The following is a 12143-nucleotide window of genomic DNA, read 5'->3' on the forward strand; positions in this document are numbered from 1 at the left end:
CCCTCTCCCAAAGGGAGAGGGAACAGATTGCAGAAACCTTTAAAAACTGCCCTGAAGTCTAGACAGTTTCTAAAGGTTCCTTCGCGGGCCAAATGAAAAGAGCTCGCAGGTGAACCCCGGCACGTACACGGTGTGTGCGTGGTAGTTTCTACGGCGAAAGTAAGCATAAAAATGCTTAAGGGATCACGATGCAGAACGGCGCAATGAAAGCCTGGCTGGACTCTTCTTACCTCTCTGGTGCCAACCAGAGCTGGATAGAACAGCTCTATGAAGACTTCTTAACCGATCCTGACTCAGTGGACGCAAACTGGCGTTCCATGTTCCAGCAGTTGCCTGGTACGGGAGTCAAACCGGATCAATTCCATTCCAAAACACGTGATTATTTCCGTCGTCTGGCGAAGGATGCCTCACGTTACTCTTCTGCGATTTCCGACCCTGACACCAATGCGAAGCAGGTTAAAGTCCTGCAGCTTATCAACGCTTATCGCTTCCGCGGTCACCAGCATGCGAATCTCGATCCGCTGGGACTGTGGAAACAAGACCGTGTGGCCGATCTCGATCCGGCATATCACGATCTGACCGAGGCCGATTTCCAGGAAAGCTTTAACGTAGGTTCCTTTGCCATCGGCAAAGACACGATGAAGCTGGGCGATCTGATTGACGCGCTCAAGCAAACCTACTGCGGCTCCATCGGCGCGGAATACATGCACATTACCTCTACCGAAGAGAAACGCTGGATCCAGCAGCGTATCGAATCCGTAGCGGGCCACGCGACCTTCTCGGCTGACGAGAAAAAACGCTTCCTGAACGAACTGACCGCAGCGGAAGGGCTTGAGCGTTATCTCGGCGCGAAATTCCCGGGCGCAAAACGCTTCTCGCTGGAAGGCGGCGATGCGCTGGTGCCGATGCTGAAAGAGCTGATTCGTCATGCAGGCAAGAGCGGTACCCGTGAAGTGGTACTGGGCATGGCGCACCGTGGTCGTCTGAACGTACTGGTCAACGTGCTGGGTAAAAAACCGCAGGACCTGTTCGACGAATTCGCGGGCAAACATAAAGAACATCTCGGCACCGGCGACGTGAAGTACCACATGGGCTTCTCGTCGGATATCGAAACCGAAGGCGGTCTGGTTCACCTGGCGCTGGCGTTTAACCCGTCGCACCTGGAAATCGTCAGCCCGGTAGTTATCGGTTCCGTGCGCGCGCGTCTGGATCGTCTGGACGAGCCGAGCAGCAATAAAGTGCTGCCAATCACCATCCACGGTGATGCGGCGGTTACAGGGCAGGGCGTGGTTCAGGAAACCCTGAACATGTCGAAAGCGCGTGGTTATGAAGTGGGCGGGACCGTTCGCATTGTGATCAACAACCAGGTGGGCTTCACCACCTCTAACCCGCTGGATGCGCGTTCTACTCCGTACTGCACCGACATCGGTAAGATGGTTCAGGCGCCGATCTTCCACGTTAACGCGGACGATCCGGAAGCCGTTGCTTTCGTGACCCGCCTGGCGCTGGACTTCCGTAATACCTTTAAACGCGATGTGTTCATCGATCTGTTCTGCTATCGCCGTCACGGCCACAACGAAGCGGATGAGCCAAGTGCAACCCAGCCGTTGATGTATCAGAAAATCAAAAAACACCCGACGCCGCGCAAAATCTATGCTGACAAGCTGGAAAGCGACAAAGTGACGACGCTGGAAGATGCGACCGAAATGGTCAACCTCTACCGCGACGCGCTGGATGCGGGTGAATGCGTGGTGAAAGAGCTGCGCCCGATGAACATGCACTCCTTTACCTGGTCGCCGTACCTCAACCACGAGTGGGATGAGAGCTACCCGAACAAGGTTGAAATGAAGCGCCTGCAGGAGCTGGCTAAACGCATCAGCACCGTACCGGACGCTATCGAAATGCAGTCTCGCGTAGCGAAAATCTACGGTGACCGTCAGGCCATGGCGGCAGGCGAGAAGCTGTTCGACTGGGGCGGTGCGGAAACGCTGGCTTACGCAACGCTGGTTGACGAAGGCATTCCTGTTCGTCTGTCCGGTGAGGATGCGGGCCGCGGTACCTTCTTCCACCGTCACGCGGTTGTTCATAACCAGTCCAACGGTTCAACCTACACCCCGCTGCAGCACGTGCACAACGGTCAGGGCCAGTTCAAGGTCTGGGACTCCGTGCTGTCTGAAGAAGCGGTGCTGGCATTCGAATACGGTTACGCCACAGCGGAACCCCGCACCCTGACCATCTGGGAAGCGCAGTTCGGTGACTTCGCCAACGGCGCGCAGGTGGTTATCGACCAGTTCATCTCCTCCGGCGAGCAGAAGTGGGGCCGCATGTGTGGCCTGGTGATGCTGCTGCCGCACGGTTATGAAGGTCAGGGTCCGGAGCACTCCTCCGCGCGTCTGGAACGTTATCTGCAGCTCTGCGCTGAGCAGAACATGCAGGTCTGCGTGCCGTCCACCCCGGCTCAGGTGTACCACATGCTGCGTCGTCAGGCGCTGCGCGGTATGCGTCGTCCGCTGGTGGTGATGTCGCCGAAATCCCTGCTGCGTCATCCGCTGGCGGTCTCCAGCCTGGATGAACTGGCCAACGGCACCTTCCTGCCAGCTATCGGTGAAATTGACGAGCTGGATCCGAAGGGCGTTAAGCGTGTCGTAATGTGTTCTGGTAAGGTTTATTACGACCTGCTGGAACAGCGCCGCAAGAACGATCAGAAAGATGTCGCCATTGTGCGTATCGAACAGCTTTATCCATTCCCGCATCAGGCGATGCAGGAAGTGCTGAAACAGTATGCTCACGTACATGATTTTGTCTGGTGCCAGGAAGAGCCGCTTAACCAGGGCGCATGGTACTGCAGCCAGCATCATTTCCGTGAAGTGATTCCATTTGGGTCTGCCCTGCGTTACGCAGGTCGCCCGGCCTCCGCCTCTCCGGCGGTAGGGTATATGTCCGTTCACCAGAAGCAGCAACAAGATCTGGTCAATGACGCGCTGAACGTCGATTAATTAAAGGATACATAATGAGTAGCGTAGATATTCTTGTTCCCGACCTGCCTGAGTCTGTAGCAGATGCGACCGTCGCCACCTGGCACAAAAAACCAGGCGACGCCGTTAAGCGCGATGAAGTGCTGGTAGAAATCGAAACTGACAAAGTGGTACTGGAAGTACCGGCATCGGCGGATGGCATTCTGGATGCAGTCCTGGAAGATGAAGGCACGACCGTGACCTCTCGTCAGATCCTGGGTCGCCTGCGCGAAGGCAACAGCGCCGGCAAAGAGTCCAGCGCGAAATCTGAAGAGAAAGCCTCTACGCCGGCTCAGCGCCAGCAGGCTTCTCTGGAAGAACAGTCTAACGACGCGCTCAGCCCGGCGATCCGTCGCCTGCTGGCTGAACACAGCCTTGATCCGGCCGCCATCAAGGGTACCGGTGTGGGCGGGCGTCTGACCCGCGAAGACATCGACAAACACCTGGCGAAAGCGCCTGCTCAGGCAGAAGCGAAAGCCCCTGTGGCAGCACCAGCAGCGCAGCCTGCTCTGGGCGCCCGCAGCGAAAAACGTGTGCCAATGACTCGCCTGCGTAAGCGTGTGGCCGAGCGTCTGCTGGAAGCGAAAAACTCCACCGCGATGCTGACCACCTTCAACGAAGTAAACATGAAGCCAATCATGGACCTGCGTAAGCAGTACGGTGACGCGTTTGAAAAACGTCACGGTATCCGTCTGGGCTTTATGTCCTTCTACGTGAAAGCGGTTGTTGAAGCGCTGAAACGCTACCCGGAAGTGAACGCGTCTATCGATGGCGATGACGTGGTTTACCACAACTATTTCGACGTCAGCATGGCGGTTTCTACTCCACGTGGCCTGGTAACCCCGGTTCTGCGCGATGTCGATACCCTGGGTATGGCTGATATTGAGAAAAATATCAAAGAGCTGGCTGTTAAAGGCCGCGACGGCAAGCTGACCGTAGACGACCTGACCGGCGGTAACTTCACCATTACCAACGGCGGCGTATTCGGTTCACTGATGTCTACCCCGATCATTAACCCGCCGCAGAGCGCGATCCTGGGTATGCATGCCATTAAAGATCGCCCTATGGCGGTTGACGGTAAAGTTGAGATCCTGCCAATGATGTACCTGGCGCTCTCTTACGACCACCGCCTGATTGACGGCCGCGAGTCCGTGGGCTTCCTGGTAGCCATTAAAGAGCTGCTGGAAGATCCAACGCGTCTGCTGCTGGACGTCTAGTTACTTTTAGCATCACCTGCCCTGTAGGCCGGCGCAAAGACCGCGCCGGTCTACAGGTTTGAAGATAACGATTACCCTGAAGGATGGATAGAACACATGAACTTACATGAATATCAGGCCAAACAGCTGTTTGCCCGGTATGGCTTACCGGCTCCGGTGGGTTATGCCTGTACTACCCCGCGTGAAGCAGAAGAAGCTGCATCTAAAATCGGTGCCGGCCCGTGGGTAGTTAAGTGTCAGGTTCACGCTGGTGGCCGTGGTAAAGCGGGCGGTGTGAAGGTTGTTAAGAGCAAAGAAGAAATTCGCGCGTTTGCTGAACATTGGCTCGGCAAACGTCTGGTGACCTACCAGACGGATGCAAACGGCCAGCCGGTTAACCAGATCCTGGTTGAAGCGGCGACCGACATCGCGAAAGAGCTGTACCTGGGCGCGGTTGTTGACCGTAGCTCCCGTCGCGTGGTGTTCATGGCGTCTACCGAAGGCGGCGTGGAAATTGAAAAAGTGGCGGAAGAGACCCCGCACCTGATCCACAAAGTGGCTATCGATCCGCTGGCAGGTCCAATGCCTTACCAGGGTCGCGAGCTGGCGTTCAAACTGGGTCTGGAAGGCAAGCTGGTTCAGCAGTTCACCAAGATCTTCATGGGGCTGGCAAACATCTTCCTGGAGCGCGATCTGGCGCTGATCGAGATTAACCCGCTGGTGATCACCACCCAGGGCGACCTGATCTGCCTCGACGGCAAGCTGGGCGCTGACGGCAACGCGCTGTTCCGCCAGTCCGATCTGCGTGAAATGCGCGATCAGTCTCAGGAAGACCCGCGTGAAGCGCAGGCTGCACAGTGGGAGCTGAACTACGTTGCGCTGGATGGCAACATCGGCTGCATGGTTAACGGTGCGGGCCTGGCAATGGGCACCATGGACATTGTTAAGCTGCACGGCGGTGAGCCAGCAAACTTCCTCGACGTAGGCGGTGGTGCAACCAAAGAGCGCGTAACCGAAGCGTTCAAAATCATCCTCTCTGACGATAACGTGAAGGCCGTTCTGGTGAACATCTTCGGCGGCATCGTGCGTTGCGACCTGATTGCCGACGGCATCATCGGTGCGGTAGAAGAAGTGGGTGTTAACGTACCGGTTGTTGTGCGTCTGGAAGGGAACAACGCTGAACTCGGCGCGAAAAAACTGGCTGACAGCGGCCTGAATATTATTGCAGCGAAAAGTCTGACGGATGCAGCTCAGCAGGTTGTTGCCGCAGTGGAGGGGAAATAATGTCAGTTTTAATTAATAAAGATACCAAGGTTATCTGCCAGGGCTTCACCGGTAGCCAGGGGACATTCCACTCCGAACAGGCGATTGCCTACGGTACGCAGATGGTTGGCGGCGTAACGCCAGGCAAAGGCGGCACCACGCACCTGGGCCTGCCGGTGTTCAACACCGTGCGTGAAGCGGTAGAAGCGACGGGCGCAACCGCGACCGTGATCTACGTTCCGGCTCCGTTCTGCAAAGACTCCATTCTGGAAGCGATCGACGCAGGCATCAAACTGATCATCACCATCACCGAAGGTATTCCGACGCTGGATATGCTGACCGTGAAGGTGAAGCTGGACGAAGCAGGCGTGCGCATGATCGGCCCGAACTGTCCGGGCGTGATCACCCCAGGCGAATGCAAAATCGGCATCATGCCGGGCCACATTCACAAGCCGGGCAAAGTGGGCATCGTTTCCCGTTCCGGTACGCTGACCTATGAAGCGGTTAAGCAGACCACTGACTACGGTTTCGGCCAGTCCACCTGTGTGGGCATCGGCGGTGACCCAATCCCGGGTTCTAACTTCATCGACATCCTGAAGCTGTTCCAGGAAGATCCGCAGACCGAAGCGATCGTCATGATCGGTGAGATCGGTGGTAGCGCTGAAGAAGAAGCCGCTGCTTACATCAAAGATCACGTGACCAAGCCTGTTGTGGGTTACATCGCGGGCGTGACCGCTCCGAAAGGTAAACGTATGGGTCACGCAGGCGCAATCATCGCTGGCGGTAAAGGTACGGCTGATGAGAAATTCGCAGCGCTGGAGGCCGCAGGCGTGAAGACCGTTCGCAGCCTGGCGGATATCGGCGAAGCACTGAAATCCATCATTAAGTAAGTCCTCTCTGCTCCCCGCAAGGGGGGCGTTGCAGTATAAAAATGTCCGTTTCGACATGGTTGGCCGCTGAAAAGCGGCCTTTTTTATTGCCTGCGTTTGGCGACAAGCGTGAACTTGTAATCGTCGGTATTGAATACGTTGCGGCTGTATTCAAATACCCGTCCGTCCTTCAGAAACCCGCGCGAGACTTTTTCCAGGATCGGCTTTGCCGGATCGAGCGACAGCGCGGCGATCGCCTCTTCTGATGGCACGATCGGCACCAGCTCCTGCTCGCTGCGATCGATAACCAGCTTTTTGATCTGCTCAACGTAGTGGTATTTCGAATTCTCCATCACTTCCCAGGTGAGGTCGGGGAACATCGTCAGCGGCATCCACGTTTCTTCCAGATTCACCGGTTTTTGTTTGATAAAGCGGACGCGTTTGACGTGCCAGACTTTATCGTCCGGGTTGATCGCCAGCCTTGCTGCGAGCCTCTCATCGGCTTTCACCACTTCGAAGACGCTGACGTCGCTGTGCGTATCGACGTTTCGGTCCGCCAGCTTTTCGTAAAAGCCGGTGAGCTGGTAAATGTCGTAGTTAACGCGCTCTTCTTTTACGTAGGTGCCGCTGCCCTGAATGCTCTCGACGATCTGCTCTTCCGTAAGCAGCTTCAGCGCCTGTCTCACCGTTACGCGGCTCACGTTGAACGCCTCCTGAAGGCTGGATTCCGTCGGTAACGCATCGCCAGGTTTTAACTCACCCGTATTGATTTTCTCGCGAAGCGCGTCGGCTATCTGCCGGTACATCGGTTTGTTACCCATAGAATCTGCCTTTCTAATACCTTTTCACGGAATTATGCCTTCAGCGGAAAATTTGTAAATAATACAATTTAAATACAAATTTGCATTGTTAGTGAAAGTGATCACATAAATGTATTGCATTGCCTGCCACAATTGCCGCCAGACAATAACAAGTTACGTGTGAGGATCTTATGAACCTGACGACTCTGACCCACTCCAGCGCTGTCTGCGTGCAGGCACACTATGTCAGCCGTGATGAGGCTATTCGCCAGCTTACGATGCGGCTGGTGGCGCTGGGCAAAATTACCGATGGCGATGCATTTCTGGCGGAGGTCTACCGTCGTGAATCTCAGGGCCCGACCGCACTGGGGGAAGGGCTGGCTGTCCCGCATGGTAAATCGAGCGCGGTGAACGAAGCGGCTTTTGCGGTTGCTACGCTGAGCGAACCGCTGGAGTGGGAGGGGGTGGACGGCCCTGAAAACGTTGAGCTCATCGTCCTGCTTGCCATCCCGCCTGCTGAAGCGGGATCCACGCATATCCAGGTGCTGACGACACTGACGTCTCGCCTGGCCGATGATGCACTTCGGGAGCGCGTCATGTCCGCAGAGACGGCAGAGGATCTGCTTGATGCGCTGAACGGTGGCTCGCAGGAAGACGAGGTTGCCACTCTGGTGAATGCACCAACCGTCATCTGCGTCACCGCCTGTCCGGCCGGGATTGCCCATACCTATATGGCAGCCGAGTACCTGGAAAAAGCGGGACGTAAGCTGGGCGTCAACGTGGTGGTCGAAAAGCAAGGGGCGAACGGCATTGAGGGGCGCATCACCGCGCAGCTGTTGCAGGAGGCCAAAGCGTGTATCTTTGCCGCAGAAGTGGCGATCAAAGAGAGCGAGCGTTTTCAGGGGATCCCCGCCATCTCTGTACCCGTCGCGGAACCCCTGCGTCATGCTGAAGCGCTGATTAAGCGCGCGCTGGCATTACCGTCTTCGTCTGAAGCCCTTCCCGGACAGGCAGAAAAAAAGAGCGTTAAGACGGAGCTTAAGCAGGCGCTCCTTAGCGGTATCTCCTTTGCGGTGCCGCTGATCGTCGCCGGCGGTACGGTGCTGGCCGTATCGGTGCTGTTGGCGCAAATTCTGGGCCTGCAGCACCTGTTCGACCAGGAAAACTCATGGCTGTGGATGTACCGCAAGCTTGGCGGCGGCATGCTGGGCATTTTAATGGTCCCTGTTCTGGCAGCCTATACCGCTTACTCGCTGGCGGATAAACCCGCGCTGACGCCGGGCTTTGCGGCCGGTCTTGCGGCCAATATGATCGGCTCCGGTTTTCTGGGGGCTATCATCGGCGGGCTGATTGCGGGTTACCTGATGCGCTGGGTGAAAAATCACATTCGCCTGAGTAGCCGTTTCAACGGTTTTTTAACCTTTTATCTCTATCCGGTTATTGGCGTACTGGGGGCGGGCAGCCTGATGCTGTTCGTGGTCGGTGAGCCGGTGGCCTGGCTTAATACTACGCTCACCGCCTGGCTTAACGGTCTGTCCGGCGCGAATGCGCTTCTTCTGGGGGCGATCCTCGGGTTTATGTGCTCATTTGATTTGGGTGGCCCGGTCAACAAAGCCTCTTACGCGTTCTGCCTGGGGGCGATGGCGAACGGGGTTTACGGTCCCTATGCGATCTTTGCTTCCGTCAAAATGGTCTCAGCCTTCACCGTCACGGCATCAACGATGCTGGCACCGAAGCTGTTCAGATCGTTTGAAATTGAAACCGGTAAATCTACCTGGCTGCTTGGCCTCGCGGGCATTACCGAAGGGGCCATTCCGATGGCGATTGAAGATCCGCTTCGCGTTATTGGCTCATTTGTACTCGGCTCGATGGTAACAGGCGCGGCTGTTGGCGCGATGGAGATCGGGTTGTCCACGCCGGGGGCCGGTATTTTCTCTCTCTTTTTACTTCACGATGCCGGATTGAGCGGTGTGGTTGCGGCGGCGGGCTGGTTTGGCGCGGCGCTGGTGGGTACCGCTATCTCCACCTTTGTTCTGCTGCTCTGGCGACGCCAGGCGGTAAAAAAGGGCAGCTACGTCACTGAAGACGCCTTATCGTAAAAACGCACAAACAGGAAACGAAGATGAAAGCCGTATCTCGCGTTCATATCACGCCGCATATGCACTGGGACCGTGAGTGGTACTTCACCACCGAAGAGTCGCGTATTCTTCTGGTCAATAATATGGAAGAGATCCTGACCCGTCTGGAGCAGGATGATGAGTACAAATACTACGTCCTCGATGGACAGACGGCGGTGCTGGAGGATTATTTTGCCGTCGTGCCCGAAAACCGCCCGCGGGTGAAAGCGCTGGTGGAGCGAGGAAAGCTGATTATCGGGCCCTGGTACACCCAGACCGATACCACGATTGTCAGCGGCGAGTCGATTGTCCGCAACCTTATGTACGGCATGCGCGACTGTATGGCATTCGGCGAGCCGATGAGGATCGGCTATCTGCCGGATTCGTTTGGTATGTCCGGCCAGCTACCGCATATCTATAACGGGTTTGGCATTACCCGCACGATGTTCTGGCGCGGCTGTTCTGAACGACACGGGACCGACAAAACCGAGTTTCTCTGGCAGAGCCAGGACGGCAGTGAAGTGACGGCGCAGGTGCTGCCGCTGGGCTACGCGATTGGTAAGTACTTACCGGAGGACGAAGCAGGGCTGAGAAAACGGCTCGACAGCTATTTCGGGGTACTGGAAAACGCCTCCGTTACCAAAGAGATATTACTGCCCAACGGTCACGACCAGATGCCGCTGCAGCAGAACATTTTCGCGGTGATGGATAAGCTTCGTGAAATCTATCCCCAGCGTCAATTTGTGATGAGTCGTTTCGAAGACGTGTTTGATTATATCGACGCGCACCGTGATGAGCTGGCGACGCTTAAAGGGGAGTTTATCGACGGGAAATACATGCGCGTTCACCGGACCATCGGCTCCACGCGCATGGACATTAAAATCGCCCACGCGCGTATTGAGAACAAAATTGTCAATATCCTCGAGCCGCTGGCGACGCTTGCCTGGACGCTGGGCTTCGACTACCACCACGGCCTGCTGGAGAAGATGTGGAAAGAGATCCTCAAAAACCACGCTCACGACAGCATCGGCTGCTGCTGCAGCGATAAGGTGCATCGCGAGATTGTCTCCCGCTTTGAACTGGCTGAGGACATGGCTGACAACCTGGCGCGTTTCTATATGCGCAAGATTGTCGACAACATGCCGCAAAGCGACGCCGATAAGCTGGTGATGTTTAACCTGATGCCCTGGCCGCGTGAAGAGGTAATGAATACCACGATTCGGCTGCGGGCCAGCCAGTTCAGACTGCGGGATGAAAAAGGCAACGAGATCCCCTATTTCATCCGCAGCGCGCGCGAACTCGACCCCGGCCTTATTGACCGGCAGATTGTCCATTACGGCAATTACGAACCGTTTATGGAGTTTGATATTCAGCTCAGCCAGATACTGCCGTCGATGGGCTACCGTACGCTGTATATCGAACCGAACGTGGCCGGGAAGGTGCTCCCGGCGGTGAAAAATACCGAATCCTTACTTGAAAATGCCTTCTGGCAAATTGACTTAAACGATGACGGTACGCTGCGCCTGCGGGATAAAGAAAGCGGGCTTATTTATGACCGCGTGCTGGAAATCGAAGAGAGCTCGGATGATGGCGATGAGTACGACTACTCGCCTTCGCGGGAAGAGTGGAGACTCACTTCAGCGCAGGGCGAGCACGAAGTTGCGGTCACGCATGAAGGCTGGCAGAGCAGGGCGGCTATCCGTCATCGAATTGCCGTTCCGGCTAATCTGGCCGAACGCGCGTCGCGTCAGCGAAACGGCTATCTGGACGCTGAGTTTGAAATCACGCTTAGCCATAACAGCAGGCGTGTTGATGTGGCGGTGCGGCTGGATAATCAGGCCGACGACCACCGCGTTCGCGTGCTGATCCCAACGCCGTTTGCGACCCAGGAGGTGTTAGCAGATACGCAGTTTGGCTCGCTCACTCGCCCGGTGCAGGACGCGGCGATGGCGACTTGGCTTGAAGAGGGTTGGAAAGAAGCGCCGGTTCCCGTCTGGAATTTACTCAACTATGCCGTCCTGCAGGAAAAGCGCAACGGGCTGGCGCTCTTCACCGAGGGACTGCGCGAGTTTGAAGTGGTGGGCGATGACAAAAAAGCCTTCGCCTTAACCTTGCTGCGCGGCGTGGGGCTGCTCGGGAAAGAAGATTTGCTGTTGCGTCCAGGCAGACCTTCTGGGATCAAAATGCCTGTTCCTGACTCTCAGGTGCGCGGGCCGTTAACCTGTCGCTTTAGCCTTTTCAGCTTCAGCGGCACGCCGGAAAACGCGGGCGTTGCCCAGCAGGCTAAATCGTGGTTAACGCCAGTGCAGTGCTATAACAAAATTCCCTGGGATGCGATGAAACTGAATCGCGCGTCGTTTATCACGCCGGAAAGTTACAGTCTGTTAGCGCTTTCGCCCACGGGTTGCGTGCTCAGTGCGTTCAAAAAGGCTGAAGATCGTAATGAGCTCATTCTCCGCCTGTTCAACCCTTCGGCTTCCAGCGCATGTGACGCGACGCTATCTGTGAATCCGACGGTGAAACGGTGCTGCGAAACGGACATGAATGAACGGCTGATGGGCCACGGTGAAGACGAGGGCATTGTCGGGGCATTCATGCCGGGACAGTCGCGAACCTTTAGCATTCTTCTTGCCTGAGAACCGCTGATATCGTTAAAAGGCTGCACTGTTTGCGGCCTTTTTTCAGTCAATAGTCACACAGCGGTGTTAAGTTATGGAGTGATAAAAGTAAAATAAATGTAATTGCGAATGGCTGCATAAATACAATGAAAAAATAACCCGGCCCGACTATGCTTTATTGTTTGTCGCGCAGCGAAATGAGGCTTTTCTTACGCGTTAATTAAAATCACTTCTGTTTATATTTTTTCCCGTCTTCGATAACCAAT

At 55.9% G+C, this 12143-nt stretch carries 7 protein-coding genes; 6 read left to right on the forward strand and 1 reads right to left on the reverse strand.

Features of this window, described 5'->3' with window-relative positions; translation table 11 throughout:
* The first annotated feature begins 188 nt into the window (after positions 1–188).
* The 4 genes from sucA to sucD all read left to right on the forward strand — a co-directional run bounded on the left by sucA (position 189) and on the right by sucD (position 6363).
* A complete protein-coding gene (gene sucA, locus M2433_RS06950; protein ID WP_429053372.1) occupies positions 189–2996 on the forward strand; it encodes a 2-oxoglutarate dehydrogenase E1 component in 2808 nt (935 codons plus the stop codon).
* 14 nt (positions 2997–3010) lie between these two features.
* Positions 3011–4231 (forward strand): 2-oxoglutarate dehydrogenase complex dihydrolipoyllysine-residue succinyltransferase, encoded by a 1221-nt coding sequence (gene odhB / locus M2433_RS06955; protein WP_337015995.1) that lies wholly within the window; start codon positions 3011–3013, stop codon positions 4229–4231.
* A gap of 96 nt (positions 4232–4327) precedes the next feature.
* Complete coding sequence (sucC, locus tag M2433_RS06960) at positions 4328–5494, forward strand: ADP-forming succinate--CoA ligase subunit beta (protein ID WP_047347067.1); 1167 nt, start codon at positions 4328–4330, stop codon at positions 5492–5494.
* Positions 5494–6363, forward strand: coding sequence for a succinate--CoA ligase subunit alpha (gene sucD / locus M2433_RS06965; RefSeq protein ID WP_006809578.1), 870 nt, complete (start codon positions 5494–5496; stop codon positions 6361–6363). Before sucC ends, sucD begins: the two co-directional genes overlap by 1 nt.
* Before the next feature lie 83 nt (positions 6364–6446).
* On the opposite strand, the gene M2433_RS06970 is transcribed toward sucD, so the two are convergent.
* A complete protein-coding gene (locus tag M2433_RS06970; protein WP_429053371.1) occupies positions 6447–7163 on the reverse strand; it encodes a GntR family transcriptional regulator in 717 nt (238 codons plus the stop codon).
* Between the two features lie 170 nt (positions 7164–7333).
* Here M2433_RS06970 and mngA point away from each other — a divergent pair, with 170 nt between their 5' ends.
* Together mngA and mngB are read left to right on the forward strand one after the other, a co-directional pair.
* A complete protein-coding gene (gene mngA, locus M2433_RS06975; RefSeq protein WP_429053369.1) occupies positions 7334–9241 on the forward strand; it encodes a PTS 2-O-a-mannosyl-D-glycerate transporter subunit IIABC in 1908 nt (635 codons plus the stop codon).
* A gap of 23 nt (positions 9242–9264) precedes the next feature.
* Complete coding sequence (gene mngB, locus M2433_RS06980) at positions 9265–11895, forward strand: mannosylglycerate hydrolase (protein ID WP_429053368.1); 2631 nt, start codon at positions 9265–9267, stop codon at positions 11893–11895.
* The last annotated feature ends 248 nt before the right edge of the window (positions 11896–12143 follow it).

Source organism: Enterobacter sp. AC1, from assembly GCF_050434705.1.
GTDB classification, from domain to species: domain Bacteria; phylum Pseudomonadota; class Gammaproteobacteria; order Enterobacterales; family Enterobacteriaceae; genus Enterobacter; species Enterobacter cloacae_L.

What these genes read in the sequence shown, in the direction of transcription:
- sucA (WP_429053372.1), top strand. Translation starts at nt 189, where the DNA reads ATGCAGAACGGCGCAATGAAAGCCTGGCTGGACTCTTCTTACCTCTCT.
- odhB (WP_337015995.1), top strand. Translation starts at nt 3,011, where the DNA reads ATGAGTAGCGTAGATATTCTTGTTCCCGACCTGCCTGAGTCTGTAGCA.
- sucD (WP_006809578.1), top strand. Translation starts at nt 5,494, where the DNA reads ATGTCAGTTTTAATTAATAAAGATACCAAGGTTATCTGCCAGGGCTTC.
- M2433_RS06970 (WP_429053371.1), bottom strand. Translation starts at nt 7,163, where the DNA reads ATGGGTAACAAACCGATGTACCGGCAGATAGCCGACGCGCTTCGCGAG.
- mngA (WP_429053369.1), top strand. Translation starts at nt 7,334, where the DNA reads ATGAACCTGACGACTCTGACCCACTCCAGCGCTGTCTGCGTGCAGGCA.
- mngB (WP_429053368.1), top strand. Translation starts at nt 9,265, where the DNA reads ATGAAAGCCGTATCTCGCGTTCATATCACGCCGCATATGCACTGGGAC.
- sucC (WP_047347067.1), top strand. Translation starts at nt 4,328, where the DNA reads ATGAACTTACATGAATATCAGGCCAAACAGCTGTTTGCCCGGTATGGC.